This window comes from Bradyrhizobium sp. USDA3010 (assembly GCF_056429065.1).
The window spans coordinates 1-18,823 of the sequence record NZ_JBWJZD010000052.1 but is presented as its reverse complement, the minus strand read 5'-3'; the positions used below and the strand labels follow the sequence as shown (position 1 = coordinate 18,823).

The following is an 18,823-nucleotide window of genomic DNA, read 5'->3' as shown; positions in this document are numbered from 1 at the left end:
TATCAGTGCTCGTTCGCATATGCATGCACCCGGCCTTCCCTCGAAGTTGCTGCCTCTCAATGGCAAGCGAACAGCAAGCGCCGTGCCAATTGTACCTGGTTCGTTAAGCTACTCATCAGCCCTCGAAAACTTCGGCTCGGCACTTGACGAGGAGTGTTTTGAACGTGACAGAGGCGTGCGGCTGTTCGACAGCGGACAAGCGTCAACTCCGCCCCGGCCCGGACATCCGTGGTTTACGCCGGTGGGCGTGATCGATACATGCTGAGCCCCGGCGACGGCCAGGTCGGCCTGCGCTGGATGCTCGTGGTCCGACGCATTGGGTTCAGCACCTTCATCAAAGATGTAATCGTTGTCACCCTCTCCTCAATAGATCCTGTCGATCATATGAACCTTCGATGACAATCAAAACAGAACTGCGCTCCCTATCGCCTTGGGTGGATCGATCAATGTCGTCCAGCCCAATTCTCCTTCGCCGAGAGCCCATTCCGGCGCCTCCCCGGGCGCCAGTTCTAACCTCAGATCCCAAGCGAGCGGCTCGCGCAAGATGAGGTTGATGAGACGGCAAAGGATGGCGTGGGCCTCGCGTCCGGGCAATAGCGATCGAAACTGCTGCTGGTTGAGCGGCCCGAGGCAAAGCCGGAATTGGCCCACCACATCCGGCATGGTTTCGCCAATAAGGCTGTCGACGCCAAGCGCAAGACCTGGCCGGCCGAGGCGCCACTGGCCCTCTGGTGGAATCTCGATTTCGCGCCAAATGAATTCCTCAACCTGGGCCGGAATATCCAGATGGCCGGAAATGACGTCGGCGAGCAGGCGTGCCGAGCGGCTGCACAATGCGAGGACACCGGAATGAGGCAGCAGCCGCGCTCGCCATTCTCGTTCGTCGGCGGTGTTGTCCGCAGGCATGAGTCCAAAGAGCGCACCAACGAGTACCGAGATAGCGTCGGTTGCCCCCTCCTCGAACCGCAAATGGTGGCGATAATAACGCCATATCCGCAGCAAGAGGCTAATCAGCCGGTGATTGAAAAAATCGAGAAAATCGCCGAGCGCTCCCATGCCGTCCGAGTGCATCACGCGCTCGGTATAGAAAGGGGGCAGCGGCGATGAGGGGCCGTGCAACCCGAGGAGATTGACGTATACCTCTAGCCGCGCGCTGACGGCTTTGACCTGTCTGATGTCCGCGATCTCCTCGGCAGGAAAGCCGAGCATCGGCGCCGCACGAAAGCGAACCGCTTCGCGCTCGGGATTAAGAGTAGACCCGATTGGGGGAGCGTCACTGAAGTGCCTTTCGAGAAGCTCGGCAAGCGAGAAAAACCCGCAAGCGGCAAGCTCATCGAGATCGTCGGATTCGCTCAAAACGGTGTGATGGATCCGCTTCTCGGTGACCATGTGTAATGCGCATTGCTTTCCGTGCCGCGGACCGAAAAGCGGTGGAGCATGTTGATGCCGGCGAAACTCGCGAACAGGGCGTCGAGCACCGAACCCAACAGGAACAATTCGCCCTCGCCGCCGATCTTGCTGTCGACCACCGCCAACTCGAGCTTGCGCATCCGGATGGGCGCGCCTCGCACCACGTGATCGGTATCGCAGGTTGTCAAATGATCGAGGCCTTCCAGCAGTAACTGGAGCCGACGGCGCGCTTGAACGTCATAGACCGCGCGGAAATCGTAGCTCGCAATAACGGTCCGCAGCGTGTCGATATTGGCGACGGCGCCGTAATTGCGCGCCAGGTTGGCCGTTAGCCGGCGCAACAGGCCGTCGTTGAGCGGCGGCGGCACCTCTGTTGAGACCGATGTGATGTTGGTGAAAGTGACGGAACGAGGCGTGTCGGAGGTTGGCAGATCCACTGCACCTACCGCCAGCCGGTCGGCGATCGGTCCGTTGGAGCAGGTCAGTTGCAGGGAGACGACGTCGATCGGCGGATGCTTTCTGATGTCGAGCCGGTCAACGAAGCTCACGTAGTGATCGACGCCGCGGCCGACCACTGCCGGGCGGATACGCTGGCGAAAGTAGGCGCGGTTGCGCTCGGCGCCGGGCAGGTCGTGGCGCAACAGCTCGAATGGCTCAAACTCGATGCGTTCGGGGCGGCCTTGCGCATAGCCGGTAGCACGATCGACGGAACGAATGCTGAAATTCTGCGCGGCCAGCACGCGGTATTCGGTTTTCGTCCGCTCGAGGCGGATCGGCGAGGCCTCGTGACTGAAGACGTTGATGGCTGGCGTGCAATTCAAGCGGATCTGGTCCGGGCCCACGCGCAATTGCGCAGGGAATGGACGCTGAAACTCAAGGCTGAGCCTGCACTCCGTCTCCGTCTGGGCCCCGACCGGCTGCAGGCCAGATAGTTCGACGTAGAGAAATTTAGACGGAAAACTCAGATACTCCTGAATAACACGGAATCCTGAGAAGGCGTTGCGCGGCCAGGGTAAAACCGCCTCATTGTCGCCAAATCCGATTGGCGCGATCTGTGCCGGCCCGATGACGGCGACCTCTCGATCGGCCACGCTAACCGTCAGCTGGGTGAGGTAACGGCACAGCCAGGTCAACAGACATCGACCGACTTGCGGCTCTCGTTCGGTCGAGAAGAAGAGGCGGAGCCGTCCAACCCGAAGACATGACAGATTTTGCCGCGCGGTTACTCTGATCCCCAAGTTTAGCCGAGCCGAACTCGTCCGGTTTTCGAGCCGGACGTCGCTTATTTCTAGCGGCAGCACCTCAAGCGGATAGCAGGTGACAAACGCGCAAGTCGTTCCCTCAATTGGACGCGAGCGGACGCTCGTGCCGGCCGGCACGATCACGCTCGGGGCGCTCGCCGTCGTCGCCAGAGCAAAGGCCAAGGTCGTGATGGGCGGAAGGGGTTGAAGATATTGCGGCCACACCATCCGCAGGAGACCATGGACGAATTCGGGAAACTCGTCGTCGAGCTTCTGCCGCAGCCGCGCGACAAGAAAGGCGAATCCTTCCAAGAGCCGCTCCACGTCGGGATCAGTGGCGTCGCGCCCCAGAAAGGGCGCGAGCTGCGGATTGGCCTGTGCGAACTCCCGGCCGAGCTCACGCAAATAAGTCAATTCATCCTCATAATAGGGGTTAAGGGCCACCGCTTCAGCCCCGCACCCGGACGCGCTTGTCGTCGCCCAAGATCGTATCGAACGAGACACGCTCAAGTTCGTCGCTGCAGTTCAGTATTGCGTTTATGTGGAACGTCAGCTGCAGTGGGTTGTCCGGATCGCTATGGAAGCGGATCGAAACATTCGTGAGCCGCGGCTCAAACATCTCGATCTGCTGCTTGAGCGAATGTGCGACCGCACGCACCGCCTCAGTGCCTTGTACGATTGCGTCATTGAGGTCGGGCATGCCGAAGTCGGGCCGCGTCTCACAGCAGCCCTGGCGAGAGTTGAAGATGCGGCGGAGGTTTTCCAAAACACTCGCCTGGAAAAGGTCGAACGAACGCTGTTTCTGCAACGAGACCACGGTCGCCCTGGCTCCTTCCAAGCGCTCCATAAGGCTTCGATCGAACATCACCTCGCCGCGCCTCTATTGCTTGTCGAGCTTACCCTTCAGCGTCAAAGCAAATTCCGCGCCCATGTACTTCAAGTGTGGGACAACGGCTATGCCGACACGATACCAGCCCGGTTCACCTTCGACGTCCTCGACATCGATCTGCGCCTTGCGCAGGGGCCTGCGCGAGCGTACGTCTGCCGACGGGTTCTCCTGATCAGCGACATACTGGCGGATCCAGTTGTTGAGTTCGCTTTGTAGCTCTCCGCTGCTCTTCCAGGAGCCGATATTCTCGCGCTGCAGCACCTTTATGTAGTGCGCGAAACGGTTGATCATGAACATGTAAGGCAACTGCGTCCCGAGCTTATAGTTGAGCTCGGCGGTCTTGCCTTCTTGGGTGTTGCCAAAATACTTCGGTTTCTGCAGAGAATTTGCGGAGAAGAAAGCCGCGTTATCGGAGCCCTTGCGCATGGTCAGCGCGATGAATCCTTGTTCTGCGAGCTCGAACTCGCGCCGGTCCGAGATGAGAACCTCCGTCGGGACCTTACTCTGCAACTGCCCCATGGACTCGTAGGTGTGCAGGTTCAGGTTCTCGACCGCTCCGCCCGACTGCGGGCCGATGATGTTCGGACACCACCTATACTTGGCGAAGCTTTCCGTCAGGCGCGTTGCGAAGGCAAACGCGGCGTTGCCCCACAGATAGTTCTCGGTCTCGCCGTCAGACGCTTCCTGATAATTGAACGTCTTCACCGGAAGGGTCTGCGGCCCGTAGGGCAAACGGAGCAGAAAACGCGGTAGTGTCAGGCCGAAATAGCGGGCGTCCTCGCTTTCGCGGAACGAGTTCCACTTGGCGTATTTTGGCCCTTCGAAGATCGATTGCAGGTCCTTGAGAGCAGCGACTTCCTCATGCTTTTCGACGCCGAATATTTCCGGCGCAGCCGCACCGATTGTTGGCGCATGCGCCATGGCGCTCAGCGCGCTCATGTACCGCATAAGCTTAACGTCTTGGCTTGAATTGCTAAACTCGTAGGCGGCGATTAAGGCCGCGACCGGCTGGCCACCGAACTGCCCGAACTCGGCGGTGTAAACGTGCTTATATAGACCCGACTTGACGATTTCCGGACTGTCCTCGAAATCGGTGAGCAGCTCATCCTTGCTGACGCTGAGAATTTCCAGCTTGATGTTCTGACGAAAATCGGTGCGGTCGACCATGAACTTGAGCCCGCGCCAGGCCGACTCGAGCTTTTGAAATTCATCGGTGTGCAGCACTGCATCTAGCTGAGCCGAGATCTTGCGATCGATCTCCGCGATCATCTGGTCGATGATTGCATTGTTGACCGTCTCATCGGAACGCCCCGGTTTGATCAGCTCGGTGATGAAAGCCGCGACACCTCGGCGGGCAAGCTCATAGCTTTCGTCGCGCGGGGTGATGTTGGTTTCGACGAGAACCTGATCCAGTAGCGAAAACTCAGTCGAGGTGATGACTTCGGCCGGTCGCTCCGCGATTACGTCAGTCATATCCCCTTCGCTCCTTAAAAAAGCTGTTGACCCATTCACTCGGACTCGCTGGTGAGCTCTCTCAATAGCCGCGGCCGCGCTCCTTGGTCTTCGAGCAGCTTCTGGATGGCATTGCGGAAGTTTGGCACGTTACCGAGGGGGCTCTTCAGAGAGATCAGGGCTGCGCGCAATTCGGTCAACGCGCGTAGTTCCGAGATTTGTCGAGCGACACGCTCGGGCTCGAAGTCCTTCAAGCTCTCGAACTTCAGCGATACGGGTAAATTGCCGGCCTCAGGCTGATCGTTGAGCTTATTCTCGGCGGAGATGTCGAGGCTCAGTTCCTGGCTCTTGACGACCTCATCAAAATTGTCCTTATTGATATTGACAATCTGGCGCTTCTCAACAGGCCTATCATCGGCGCGTCCCGTAAAGTTGCCCAAGACCATCAGCTTGAGCGGCAACTCGATCTCCTCCTTGAGATTGCCAGTTGCCGGCTTGAAGCGGATATTGATGCGCTCCTTCGGAGCAACCGAGCTTTCCTGTGCCATATAAGCTCCTGTTAAGCTTTTTGTGTTTGACGAAATCAGCTGCGGCCAAGCTGGCTCGCACGCGCGATGTCGATGCGAGCGACGCGCGTTCGGATCTGTTCCAGCGCCAGCCGACGGCGGGGCTCATCAATCATCTGTTGCGAGTCGGAATGGGTCATGGCGCGGAAGCGCAGTTCGGCGGCATCTAACGCCAGCGCGGGCTCCCAGCTTTCCAGCTTGCGTTCGGCGACCACGCCTTCCATGTGCTCCAGCAGCGGTACGGCCGCTGTGAGAAAGCCGTTCTCGATACAGAAACGAGCTTGCGCAAGCTGGCCGACGAAGCGGGCACGTTCGCTGCTGCGGCCATCTAGCGCGCGCGACAGCTTCTGGAGCGCCGCTTGCGGCTGCCCGCTGCGGATCAGCCTATCTGCCTCCGCGACAGCCTCGTCGGCAGGATCAGGCCTGTTCGACGCCTTTGCCTCACCGACGGCGACCCAAACACGCGTTTCATCGTCCGCGAACGGCCTGCCATCGTTGAATTGACAATCCCAGATTCCTGGGAACCGTGTGGCCAGCATGGCCAGAGACGCTCGCACCATCACGGCCGCCGAAACAAATGACGGTCCCTTTTGCTCGAGCGCCTTCGCGGCATGCCGGTGAGCATCGAGCCAGAAGGGTCCGGTCCAGGTGATGTCTTCGACCAAGTCCACAACATCGGCGTGTTGCCCGGCCTCAACCTTTGCCTCCAACTCGACAATATTGTCGGTCGGCGAAAATACGTTGCTACGGCCACCCATGTCAGGCGGCAGCGCGTCAAAGCGCATCCACGAGCCAACGCGATTAAGGAGATATGCCCCCGGATTCGTCGGCGAGCTGGCGCGAAGGGTGACCGCGGCATGCCGCAGCATATCCGGCAATCGCTCCGCCAAGCCGGTCCAATCGGCATTGCTAGCAACCAGTGCGGCTATCCCGGATCCGGCTGATCGAGTAGCCTCAGCGGGCGGAGCAGACTGCACCGGTGCCGCTATTGCTTGCTCGATACCAACCGAGTCAACCGCACATTCGGCCGCGACGCCGATCGCAGGCTTGGCTTCTTCGTAATGCGATTGCAGCGCGCTGAACAGATTACGCAAAGCGAGCTGCTCGCCGACCAGCTTCTCGCTCAACCTGCGGTCGATATCATCAAGCGCATCGCAGGCCGCGAGCACCGCCTGACGATCGCCTTCAGTGGGAGCATTCTCGACCAGGGAAGCGTTAACGCGACCCACGAGCCAATCGAGCGCTCCGACCCGAGCACGTTGGCGCTTCGGCGGCGGAAACAGGCCATCCCAATGCGATTCCACCATGCCGCGGAGGATGCCTAGACCGACGGCAAGGCCGTGATATCCCTCCGCGCGAAACAGACCATAAGAGGCCCAACAGGCGACCAGAATGTCTTTTGACCGCTTCGACAGGATATCGAGCGACAGCGCAGTGACTTTCCGCCAATCAACCGCAGCTTGTCCATTCGCGTCCATACGCCGGACCTCGGATTCGAGCTGCTCGAATTCCGCCGTATCACGGATGTCAGTCCCGGCGGACACAGGGCCCGGCACAGGCGCAGCACCGCAAAGCGCGCGCGCATCGGTGCCGGCATGCATCCGCTTCCCGGCGTCAATCACAGTGACAAGATCGTGCAGGGATGCGCTTGGAGACGGAAAGCACCATCGAGCCAGTCGAATACGCGCCCGCCGCTGACGGTCAATTGAGAAGCCATAATCCGGTGAGCCATCTTGGCGCCTCCTCAAGGAAAGTGTCGCTCGCCGCCGCCCGCACCACCTGGACGGCGTGCAAGTCACGGGGTTTCGAGGTCACGTACATCTCCCTTTCAAGGCGCGTGCCAACTGCGAGATCTTGCGTTCTAACGGCTATTTATCAGGCCACGTACTGCGGCTAACGGAAAATGTTGCAAATCCGACAGCCCGTATGCAAATTCGAGCCGCTGCCCGGGTCTCTTCAAAGCGCGGATCGGTCTCACCAAAAACCCGCCGGGGTCGTCGATCACAGTGACCAAAATCGTGCATCGACACGCATTGAAATGTGCAGCGGCGTTGAAGCAATCGAATACGCACTACCCCGCAGGCGGTGACCTGAGAGGCGGCAATCTGGTGAACCATCCGTGCGCCTCCTCAACAAGCCGATGCTAGGTGACATCTCCCCTTCAAGGCGCGTGCCAATTGCGAGGTCTTGCGTTCTAACGGCTATTATCAGGCCACGTGCTGCGGCTAACGGAAACATGTTGCAAATCCGACAGCCGGTATGCAAATTTGAGCCGCGGCCCACCGAACCGCCACTGTCGTTTCCATCTTAAGAAACTCTTCGCGACTTGCAGCCAATTTTTGGTTCAGGCGAGCACAAGCTCTGCTTTCACTGGCTGCGGCTTCGGACGGGCGCGTCTCAGCCGACGCATTGAACAGCGATCTGCGAGTTCGTCGCTGAGTTCAACTCTCAGATCGGAGTCGGCGTGAGCCTCGAGATCGCGCATCCCGATCAATTGTGCCCTCACGCCAACATGAGGATCGAGATCCTGCACAAGAGCGCCGGGTCGCAAGCCCCGCCCGCTCTGAAGTACCCCATCGCCACACCAGGATCCCAAACAGATGCGAGCTCGGATCCACGATGAATGGACGCTGGCGCGTATCAAACGAGAGGCCGCCAAGGTCCGCCCTGCCACGATCGCTCTCTCGAGGCAATCGTGACAGCCAAGCCTTACAAGAGCGGTGGCGTATGTGCGGCAATCGACGCCACACCAGCTTGGGCAGGCGCTGTGGGAACGCAATCGCGCGAAGTAGACCGATTTCAACGAGCTTTGCCTGCAACGGCCGTGCGGGGCTCGCGGGGCGGGAAGAGATCGAGCTGCCCAGCGTTAAACTCCCTGAGGACAAGCGTTTTTGTCTTCGAATGGACCGTTCACCGCGCCGGCCTTTCGAAAGGACCATGCATGACGCCGATGCCGACCGAATGGAATCAGGATTGATCGCCCTCGCGATTGAAGGGCCGCGTCACAGCTCGAGACCGCGATCCCTGAGCACCTGGCGCATCAGCTCGCCTTTGATCTCGCGGGCGATCTCCTCGCTCACCTGGGCTCCCAACCGTACCGCCGCATCTTCGTGGCCGGTTAGATGCTCATCCGCGAGCCGTCGCTGGAGCCGGCCCTCGAATTCCCCGCCCATCGCCTCGAGGAGCCGTTCCTCCATGGCGGCATGAGCGTCGGGAACGATACGCCTCACCACGGTTTCCCAGGGTGACCACTGGGTGGCCACATAGCTTTCGAACTCCCGCTCCTCGTTGGCCCGCACCGACGCCGCGGCCTGTTCGAGGTCCTTCGGGGTGACGCGCGAGACGTGCAAGAACCTCATCTTCGGGGCGATGTACTCCTCCAGCCCGAGCTGCTCGCGCAGCTGAACCTGATAGGCGAGATAGACCTCGATTTCGTCAAAGGCCTCGCCATACGCGGAACGGAGCGAGGTGACCTTCTCGCGGGCGATCTTGTCGAGTTCGGCCAATCGGAACTGCGCGCGAGCGTGTTTTAGGAGTTCGTCTAGCCTCTGGTCATAGACCCCGTCCTCCACATCGGTGTTCACGCGTGCGGTCCGCATGAGATTCCAGGTCCAAATGACGCGATCCTCGCAGGTCGCACTCGCGTCGAGGGCAAGTTGGAAGTACTGCTCGCGCAAGCGCGGCCTCGTCGCTGCCTGACGCAGATCCTCGGCCACTTCCTCCCGCAACGCTGCATTGCCACGAAAGCTTACCGTCTGCCGCAGTCTGTCGAGGAAGCCTGCGAATTGCTGGGCACCCGCCTCTTCGGCAACCCTCTGCCAGGCGTCCACGATCTCCCGCTCGCCGAGGACCCAATCCGCCACCACCGCGTGCAATGGAGCCGACTGACTTGGCCCCGCTCGCAAGGGGACCTGTAGTGGGGCATTCATAGCTGCCATCCGATTCCTTCGCACCGCCTCAGGCACCAGGTGTTCGTCGACATAAAAGCGGTGCCCGGCGCCAATGAGCGTTAGCAGGCGATCGGGCACACTGGTCAGCTGGTTGCGGCGAGCCTCGAGCTCGGTAAGCCCTGCAGGGAGGGTCTCAGGCAGGCTGGTCAGCAGGTTGTCGGCGACGTTGATACCAACAAGCCGTGCCGGCAGGGGCGCTGGCAGTCTGGTCAACTCGTTATCAGTGGCGTAAAGCCACTGGAGCTGTGGCGGCAGGATCTCTGGAAGACTGGCCAGCCGGTTGCGGCTGACGAAGAGCAAGCGGAGCGTGGCCGGAAGGAAGGCGGGCAGGCTGGTCAGCTGATTATTGCTGAGGTCGAGCCAGTCGAGTTGGAGCGGGAGAGTCGCTGGCACACTGATCAGCCGGTTGCGGCTTGCGATGATTCTCCGGAGCCCGGCCGGGAGGCGCTCGGGCAGGCTGGTCAGCTCGTTGGACTGGACATTGAGGTCCCTAAGCCCCGCCGGAAGGGCTTCGGGCAGGCTGGTTAGCTGGTTCCGATGCGCATCGAGGATCCGGAGCGCGTCCGGAAGGATGGCGGGAAGGCCTGTCATCCAATTGACCTGACACCTGAGCTCACGCAGCTCCGGTGGAAGGACGGGGGGCAAGGCTGTAAGGGATAGGTTTCGCAGATTCAGCGGTAAATCGACGTCGCCGTTCGCTTGCCAAGCCCTGGTTCGTCTTACGGCCTCTACCCGGTCTTCGCCCCGCCCCTCCTCGCGAACCCACGCGTTCAGTATCTGGTCTCGCGACGGCTCTCTGGGGGCCGGCGCCTCGAGATCGGTTGGATTGCCACCAGCAGACGGCTGCGCCCCCGTTAAGCATTGCACACACTGCCCCACGGCCCCCATGAGACCGCATAGGCAACCTTGCCGGCGGCCCCGTTCGGAGGAACGGCCGGTGCCGCGCTGGCTTTCTCCTGTGTTCCTCAACGCCAACTCTCCGGCAGTCTAAGGGGAGTGCGCCGCGAGGGCGCATCTCGGAGCCGTACTTATCACCGCGGATGGTGATCACCGGCAAATGATGAAGGTTTGAGATCAACGACCGCGATTGCTAGAATTGGGCCGCCGAACACGCCTCCTCATTTGCAGTCGTGGCCTGATGCGGTACGCCCGCACGAAATCCGGGTCCCTTCAAAGCGCGGATCGGTCTCACCAAAACCCGCCGGCGTCGTCGATCACAGTGACCAAAATCGTGCATGGACACGCATTGAAATGTGCCAGAGGCGTTGGAGTAATGGAATACGCACTAACCCGCAGGCGGTGACCTGAGAAGCAGCAATCTGGTGAACCATCTGTGCGCCTCCTCAACGAACCGATGCTGGGTGACATCTCCCTTCAAGTCACGTGCCAACTGCGAGATGTTGAGTTGTGAGTGGCCATCTACCAGCCGACGTGTCGCCGTTCCGGCAACATGTCGCAAATCGGACAATCGGCAATAGTGACGGATGGCCAGCATTTTTTGACCCGCAGAATCATCGCGGCCGATGAATTTGAAGGTTGGCCCAGCCGCATTGCGCGCCTCATACCCTGCCGAAAACCTGAACGGCGCGATGTGAGTCTCAGAGAAATTCGAAACACCTAAGGTTCGCAGTTTCATTGCTCGGCACGATATCTCTTACGTGCTCCGCTCCGGCTCAGCCAGCGCGCTGTTGCGCCATGTCATAAGTGTGAAATATGTGACATAGGGAGGCTGACGAATGCGAGGCCATTCACCGCCGCGTAGAGGTGGCCGTGGATTAGGAGCACGGTAGCAGGGTTGGATTTCACTCGGCAGGCGGTTTCGTCGAGTTGGTTTTTCATTTACATGCGGCGGAGCCTCTAGCTGGCGCCGTCCAAGTCGGGCGTCGATCAGATACGACCGCCGGTCCGAGCTCCCGCAGCTCCTGCCCGGGATCCGGCCGGCGGGCCTGCTGTACCCTCCCGCTGAGTGAGGTGATGGCCCAGAGGACGGGCTAATCCTGAACCAAAGGGCTTTTTGCGGGCAAGGAGGCCCCGCTCCTAGATCGGTACAAAACTCTCGGGTTGAAGGCACGTGCCGGGGTCTGACCACTTTCGAATACTCTCAAGCGCAGACAAGAACTCAGATTGGAGCTGCTGCCGGCACGGCTGTTGCTAGTGAAATTCAGCTCGCCAGAGTGATGGGTGAGTGCATTTTCGCCCACTCGGAGATGTACATGAGAGGCACCGACGGACGCGGCAAGTCGCAGATTTCGGAAGCTAGAGCCGACCATACTGAACGCACAGAACAGGTTAGCCCTGACTTGGCCCCTGCTCCTGGAGAAAGCAGCCAACGGCTCGGTTCTACCGCGAAGCGGAAGCGCGCTGAGTGGCAAGACTTGGGGGCTTCCTCATCGCGGATCGTGAGCGTCGGATCAAGTCGGGGAGGAACTGCATCTCGTTCTGGCGACGAGTTCGCCGTACAGCCCAACCAATCAGTGTCCGGCGCGGGCGGCAAACCTGCGGCTGATCGCGCTCACGACGTTCCCGATCCACCAGCTCCAGTCGTGAGAAGCGCTGCGACTCGCCGCAGCCCCGGGATCGGTGTCCATCCCGACGATAAGCAACCCCTCAATGAGATCCTCCGTGCGTTTACGAATAAAGCCAAGACCCCCGCCCCGGGTCAGATCACGTGGCGAACCGCCGTTTCTATTGCGGGCGATGTTCGCGGCTTCTCTCGCTGGCTCTCTGAGAAAAACAAGGAGGGAATTGCTGCTCGCCTTAACGATCGATCGCTGGACGGCGATGCCGAGCTTTACATCACAGAAGGTCCAGGCAAACGCATCAAGAACCGCAGCGTCAGTAATGCGCTTGAGTATATCCGGAAGTTCAAGGCCGGGGGCAGCGTGCTGCAGAGAACACGCCATTACTACCTAGCCCCTTATCCAGAGGACGGGGCCCTGATCAATGGAGCAGCCCAGGCGGCTCTGGCGGCCATTGCAAGCGGGACTCCCTGGAAGAACTTCTACACGCCGAAGAATGTCTATAGGGCCACTACCACCCTTCGCAAATTCAGTGAATGGCTTGAAAGACGGCACAAGAGCGCCATAGCCGGCCGCCTCAGCGAGGAGTCGCTGAAGGAAGACGCCAACGAGTTCAGACGTCAGAACCCCTCCTACTCCCCCGTCGGGTTGGACATGCTTTGGACGTACCAGAAGCTGCAGGCATCTTCTGCGGCGGCAGTCCTGGTCGCGGAAGATTTGGAGCTGCCGGAACGTGATATCGAAAGAGACGGGGCGCAGCCGGCGGTCGGGCAAGGCACTCCGCAGCAGAGCTCGCCGCCACGATCACAGACACCCCTCTACTACATACCGTGGGAATTACCATCTTCGGAATTACCATCTTCGACCTTGCCGGACGGCCCGGAGCCATCGAGCGCCGCACCAGGAGCTGCGCAGCCTAACTCACTGCCGCCGCCAGAGGCGCCACAGACGCCACTTTTCCAAATTCCTTGGTGGGATTGCGAATCACCAGTTTCGACTTCGCCGCGCGGCCCAGGGCCATCGCGTGTCGAACAAGGCGCCCCGCAGCGGAACTCGCCGCCACCTCCAGATTCTCCGCTCTACCCCATCCTTTTTGGTTGGCAAGTGCCATCTTGGCCGCCCTCGAGCGTCATCCCGCAATCGCCGGCAGCCGCGCCTGCAGAGTCATCGAGTTTCGGCGTTTGGCGACCTACCGCTGAGCTCGGAGATTACGTTGGCCCTAACTGGCACCCTGGCCGCCAGCCTGCCCCGGAAAGGCTTTTAGGCGAGCTGAACAGACGCGGCCTCCACCCGAGGCCGTTCCAATCGACAGATATTCGCATCTATGATCGGCCGTACACGGTGCAGGTGGAGTCAGGAGGAAGGCACCCGACCCCCAACAATCCGCGAGGCGAGAACATTGTTCTCATTCCCCGGACTTAAACGGCCGCCGAAGAACGGGTTTCTAAGCGCCAAAAGGGCCTGCTCATTTGCGCCAAGCAAATCACGGGCAAGGCGCAAATTCAGAAAACGAAGCTTGTACGATTAAGATCCAAGCTGTTGGAAGCGGAAGTCGTCCAAATTGGAGTAAAAGCGCGTAGCGCCACCATCCAGGCGGACCCACAACGCCTTTACCCGCGCCGCGCGCTCTCAACCCGGTTTGCCAGGCCAACGACGAGCTCGATTGGAGCATCGACTACCGCGAATGCATACGTCCTTTGAATTTCCGTCGGCAACGAGCGAACATGTTGTAACGGTTAGTTAGGTCCCAGCTGCGACAATTACGCTAATATCGGCGTGCGAATACTTGCGGCCAAGTCAACTACCAACGCTATCAATTGGTCTCGACGACAGAAGTATGCAACGTATCAGTTAATGGGCGTCTGGCCTCATGGTCACCTGCAAAACGTTGGCATGGAATATCAATCGCAATCTGTACTCGCCGAGGCCGTATCCCTGACCCACAAGATCAGTTCGCTTTCGTGCGCTCGAGAGCTATGGCGGAAACTGGGTGATGACGGGTAGAGAGGCGGCGTATCGAGGCGGGTGTCCAGCCTGCCAGAACCTCTCAAGGAGAGCGATACGCCATGACCGAGACTACCAACGTTCTTGCTTTTCGTCAGCCCTCCACGGTTGACGATCCACTGACCGATATCCTGCGCGCTGGGGCGCGGGAGCTGCTTGCCAGGGCGGTCGAGATCGAGGTCGATACGTTTCTGGCGAGCACGTCCGAGCTGACACTGCCCGACGGCCGGGCCCGGCTGGTGCGGCACGGCTATGGACCGGCGCGGCAAATTCAGACCGGCATCGGCCCGGTGGAGGTCGCCCGGCCGAAGGTTCGGGACCGCGGCGCCTGCGGGACCAATCGGATCCGCTTTAGCTCGGCGATCCTGCCGCTGTGGGCGCGGCGCACCAAGAGCCTGGATGCCCTGCTGCCAGTGCTCTACCTGCGCGGCATCTCGACTGGAGACTTCCAGGACGCGCTGTCGGCGCTGCTCGGCAAGGATGCGCCGAACCTGTCGCCGTCGGTGATTGCACGCCTGACGGCCGACTGGCAGGCCGAGTACGAGCGTTGGCAGCGACGTGACCTGTCGGCGCGGCGCTACGTCTATCTCTGGGCCGATGGCGTTTATTTGCGGGCCCGGATGGAGGATCACAGCGAATGTATCCTGGTGCTGGTCGGCGCGACGCCGGAGGGCCGCAAGGAATTGGTCGGCTTCCAGGTGGGCGCCCGCGAGAGCGCCCAGAGTTGGCGTGAGCTCTTGATCGATGTGAAGCAGCGCGGCCTGCGGATCGCTCCTGAAGTGGCGGTTGGTGACGGCGCGCTGGGGTTCTGGAAGGCCCTCGACGAGGTCTTCCCCGGCACGCGACACCAGCGGTGCTGGTGCCACAAAGTCAGCAACGTGCTCGACCAGGTCGCGTCCAGGGCGTGATGAAGAACGATCTGCGGAACGTCTATCTGGCACCGAGCCGGGCGAAAGCTGAAACCGCGATCGACACCTTCGTCGAGAAATACCGTGCCAAATACGGGCCTGCGGTCGAGTGCTTGATCAAGGATCGTGAGGCGCTGCTCGCGTTCTTCGACTTCCCTGCTGAGCATTGGGTTCATCTGCGCACCTCGAATCCGATCGAGAGCGTGTTCGCCACGGTGCGGCACCGGACGGTGCGAACGAAAGGATCGCTCTCGCAGAAAACCGCAAAGCTGATGGTGTTCAAGTTGAGGACGCCGCATCGAAGACCTGGCGCCGACTGAAAGGAACAAATCAGTTGCCGAAGGTCATCGCCGGTGTAAAGTTTACTGACGGCATCGAGGTCATTCCGACCGCTGAAAGCCACGCCGCCCGATCAGGCCGCGTCACCCAGAATCAGCCATAGCTCCGACATTTCTGCGGGCGGACCTAAGCAGGTCCGTGACCATTTGGTTAGCTCGTCTTTGACGTAACTTCTTGAGCGAACGTGGGTGCTCAGAACCCATATTGGTTCCACATGATACACGCCCATCCCGCGTCAGCTAAAGGAGAGGCGTACGGGGGAATGAAGACAGCTCCCACCCGCGCACCGACCGAAGATCGGTCTGCTTGCGCGTTAAGAATCTTTTAACCATGACGGCCTAGCTTTTCGCATCTGCGCACACTGCCCGGTACGCTCCCAGGAGGACAGCCTATGCAATTGAGAGGCTGACCTATGTCGCACTTGCTGACCGCCTGAAAATCTGGCCAGGGGCCGCTCGTTCGCTTGTCAGCCGGCGTCAGTTGCCGCGCTCACTTTCCGACGATGGCAACGCGTTCGTGTGCGTTGATCTCGCCGAAATGCGGCTAAGCCACGGCGAACCGGTGGTCGACAGCAAACAACGCCCTACCAGCGGAAAATATCCTGGCGTTGCAGGCAGCGATCGCGCGGCTTGAGGCGACGGCAGTTGGTCATCGGGCAGATCTCGAGCGCGAGCGCCTATGCTGGTGGCTCGATCGACGGCCACGGAGGAGCCGGCTCCAGACTGGGCCATCTACGACTTGGTCAAAGCATATCGCTTCGAGGTAGCATTTCGAGTCATCTCACTTCCCAGCTTACCGACGCAATCGTGAGGCCGAAATGACCAACATCACCGATGTTCGCGGGCTAAAAACGCACATTATAGTGTTCGGGGTCGGCGGCGCCGGGGGCTCAACATGATCGCGGCCGGCTTGCAGGGTGTCGATTTCGTCGTCGCCAATACAGACGCACAGGCGCTCTCGAGGCCGAAGGCCAAGAGCCTCATCCAGATGGGCACCCAGATGACTAAAGGACTCGGGGCCGGCTCGCAGCCTGACGTCGGGCGCGCCGCGGCCGAAGAGGCAATCGATCCCATCCGTGATCATTTGACCAGCGCACACATGGTGTTCGTTGCCGCCGGCATGGGCGGCGGCACCGGCACCGGGGCAGCGCCTGTTATTGCCAAGACCGCGCGTGAGCTTGGCATTCGAACCATTGGTGTTGTCACAAAGCCATTCCAATTCGAGGGCCAACGCCGAATGCGCCTTGCCGAAGCCGGCATCGGGGATCTGCTGAAGACGGTGGACACTCTGCTGATCATTCCAAACCAAAACTTGTTTCGGGTGACCAACGAGAAGACCACTTTCGCCGAAGCATTCGCCCTGGCTGACCAAGTGCTCCATTCGGGTGTGGCCTGCATCAGCGACCTTTCAAGGAGGGCTTGATCAATCTCCATTTTTGCCGACGTTCTCTCGATCATGCGCTAAAAGGGCAAGGCGATGTTGGGCAGGGGCGAGGCTTCTGGCCCATCGCGTGTGCTCAAAGCCGCCGTAGCCGCGATTTCCAATCCACTGATCGAAGCCCCCTCGATCAAGCGAGCCAGTGGCCTCATCATTTCTATTACTGGCGGCAAGGACCTGACGCTGTTCGAAATCGGCCAGGCCGCTAGCCGCATTCGCGAAGAGGCCGACCAGGATGCCAATATTATCATTGGCGCCACTTTTGATGAGCAGTTGGAGGTACGGTGCGCGTAAGCGCAGTTCTGCGGCCCTTTGGACTGGCCCTAGACGCCTATTTTGTTCGCGTCGCGCGTCGCCGCGGTTTCCATGGCCATGGCATCGGTCGCACTAACAGGCCGTATACTTGAACGCTCCCGACCGGTATCCAAAGTGCTGCTGAAATCCCTTGCATCCGCGGGGCCGTCAATACATGAAACTCTCGACGAAGCCGTTCTGCATCGGCTTTCCCGGCGCAATGAAGTGCCAATCGATGGCTGCGTCCTTGCACCAAGCGAGCATGGCGTTGCAGGTGAATTCGGTGCCATGGTCGGACACGATCATTCCTGGCTTGCCGCGTCGCTGGACGATTGCCGTCAGTTCGCGGGCCACGCGCCGCCCCGAGATCGACGTCTCCGGAATGGCGCCCAGGCATTCCTTGGTGACGTCGTCGACGATGTTGAGGATGCGGAAGCGTCGGCCATTGGCGAACTGGTCGTGGACGAAGTCCAGCGACCAGCGCGCGTTCGGCCTCGCCTCGACCAGGATCGGGGCACGGGTCCCCACGGCCTTGCGGCGAGCCCGCCGTTTGCGGACGGTGAGCCCTTCCTCGCGGTAAAGCCGGTAGATCCGGTTGATCCCCGATGGCTCGCCCTCCCGCCGCAGCAAGACGAACAACCGGCGATAGCCGAAACGCCGCCGCTCGTTGGCGAGATCGCGCAATCGGCCACGCCGAACTGCGTCCGGCGGGCGGCTGGAGCGATAGCGGATCATCTTCCGATCCGCCCCCACAATCGAGCAGGCCCGCCGTTCCGACAGGCTCATGACGGCCTGCAGATGCGCGATCGCAGCGCGCTTGGCGGCGGGCCCTACCATTAATGGGATGGTCCGCCCCGTCCTCCTCCCTCATCATAGGAAGGGCAGACAAAAGAGGAGAGTAATCATGGCCGATCGCAATTTGCCGCGACCCGCGGCTGTCTATGAAATCGACATTGGCAAGAACCTGTTCCACGTCGTTGGCCTGAGCTGCGACGGCACACCTGTTCAGAAAGTTCGCTTTCGACGGGACACCCTTCTTCAGCTCTTTGCTCGCGCACAACCAAGCATAGTTGGCATGGAATCCTGCGCCGGTTCACAGTGGCTCGCACGGAAGATACAGGCACTTGGTCACAAGGTGCGCCTGATCCCTGCGCAATTCGTGAAGCCCTACGTGAAGTCAAACAAGAACGATATCATCGACGCCGAAGCGATCGCTGAGGCCGCGACGCGACCGACAATGCGCTTCGTCGCCGTGAAGGAGGAGGACCAGGTGGATCTTCAAGCGTTGCATCGAATCCGTGACCAGATGGTCGGCTCGAGGACACGCCTTATCAATCAGATGCGGGCTTTCTGCCTAGAGTACGGTGTACCTTTGCGTCAGGGTGCCGGAATATTCAAACTCGAGTTGCCGCGCGCTTTGAATGACGAAGGAAACGATTTGTCGCCAGTGATGCGTCGCCTGGTGGGCGATCTCTTCGCCGATCTCCGCCGCCTCGAAGAACGGATCCGCGAAGTGACGCAGGAGATCGAAGCGGTCGCCGATCGAGAGGACGTCACCCGCCGGCTGATGACAATTCCTGGTATCGGCGCATTGGGTGCGACCGCCATACTTGCCGCGATCGGTGATGGGCTGCAGTTTCGCAAAGCCCGCGACCTTGCTGCCTGGCTGAGGTTAGTGCCCAGGCAATACTCGACCGGCGGAAAACAGACGTTGCTTGGCGTCAGCAAACGCGGCAACCGTTATGTGAGAAAGCTTCTAGTGCATGGCGCGCGATCCTGCCTCCGGCATTTGGACCGGACGCGCGATCGCCTAG

9 protein-coding genes and 3 pseudogenes are annotated in these 18,823 nt (G+C 60.3%); 3 read left to right on the top strand and 9 right to left on the bottom strand.

Annotated elements, in window-relative coordinates; genetic code table 11:
• Positions 1-402 precede the first annotated feature (402 nt).
• The 8 genes from tssG to AC066Y_RS39145 form a co-directional block, all read right to left on the bottom strand.
• Entirely contained in the window at positions 403-1,389 is a 987-nt protein-coding gene (tssG, locus tag AC066Y_RS39180; protein ID WP_478278528.1) for a type VI secretion system baseplate subunit TssG, read from the bottom strand.
• The gene (gene tssF / locus AC066Y_RS39175; protein ID WP_478278527.1) at positions 1,353-3,065 is read right to left on the bottom strand and encodes a type VI secretion system baseplate subunit TssF; all 1,713 of its coding nucleotides are present in this window, start codon (positions 3,063-3,065) and stop codon (positions 1,353-1,355) included. Before tssF ends, tssG begins: the two co-directional genes overlap by 37 nt.
• Positions 3,066-3,099: 34 nt before the next feature.
• The gene (tssE, locus tag AC066Y_RS39170; RefSeq protein ID WP_478278526.1) at positions 3,100-3,516 is read right to left on the bottom strand and encodes a type VI secretion system baseplate subunit TssE; all 417 of its coding nucleotides are present in this window, start codon (positions 3,514-3,516) and stop codon (positions 3,100-3,102) included.
• A gap of 15 nt (positions 3,517-3,531) precedes the next feature.
• Positions 3,532-5,013: a type VI secretion system contractile sheath large subunit gene (tssC, locus tag AC066Y_RS39165; RefSeq protein WP_478278525.1), complete on the bottom strand. Its 1,482-nt coding sequence runs from the start codon at positions 5,011-5,013 to the stop codon at positions 3,532-3,534.
• A gap of 35 nt (positions 5,014-5,048) precedes the next feature.
• Positions 5,049-5,540, bottom strand: coding sequence for a type VI secretion system contractile sheath small subunit (gene tssB / locus AC066Y_RS39160; protein WP_478278524.1), 492 nt, complete (start codon positions 5,538-5,540; stop codon positions 5,049-5,051).
• Positions 5,541-5,575: 35 nt separating this feature from the next.
• Positions 5,576-7,159 (bottom strand): type VI secretion system protein TssA, encoded by a 1,584-nt coding sequence (gene tssA / locus AC066Y_RS39155; RefSeq protein WP_478278523.1) that lies wholly within the window; start codon positions 7,157-7,159, stop codon positions 5,576-5,578.
• A gap of 1,401 nt (positions 7,160-8,560) precedes the next feature.
• Positions 8,561-10,099, bottom strand: a complete 1,539-nt coding sequence (locus AC066Y_RS39150) for an NEL-type E3 ubiquitin ligase domain-containing protein (protein ID WP_478278522.1) — start codon at positions 10,097-10,099, stop codon at positions 8,561-8,563.
• Between the two features lie 1,880 nt (positions 10,100-11,979).
• On the bottom strand, positions 11,980-12,411 hold the full coding sequence (locus tag AC066Y_RS39145; protein ID WP_478278521.1) for a hypothetical protein: 432 nt from the start codon (positions 12,409-12,411) through the stop codon (positions 11,980-11,982).
• A gap of 1,682 nt (positions 12,412-14,093) precedes the next feature.
• On the opposite strand from AC066Y_RS39145, the pseudogene AC066Y_RS39140 reads away from it, so the two are divergent.
• Together AC066Y_RS39140 and ftsZ are read left to right on the top strand one after the other, a co-directional pair.
• Positions 14,094-15,381: pseudogene (locus tag AC066Y_RS39140) on the top strand (IS256 family transposase).
• Between the two features lie 714 nt (positions 15,382-16,095).
• A pseudogene (ftsZ, locus tag AC066Y_RS39135) lies at positions 16,096-16,994 on the top strand (cell division protein FtsZ); the annotation flags it as partial.
• Between the two features lie 192 nt (positions 16,995-17,186).
• Here ftsZ and AC066Y_RS39130 read toward each other — a convergent pair.
• Positions 17,187-17,846, bottom strand: a pseudogene (locus AC066Y_RS39130) (IS3 family transposase); the annotation flags it as partial.
• A 67-nt stretch (positions 17,847-17,913) separates the two neighbouring features.
• Here AC066Y_RS39130 and AC066Y_RS39125 point away from each other — a divergent pair.
• Positions 17,914-18,823: IS110 family RNA-guided transposase (locus AC066Y_RS39125; RefSeq protein ID WP_478278520.1), on the top strand; the 910-nt coding region annotated here is incomplete at its 3' end.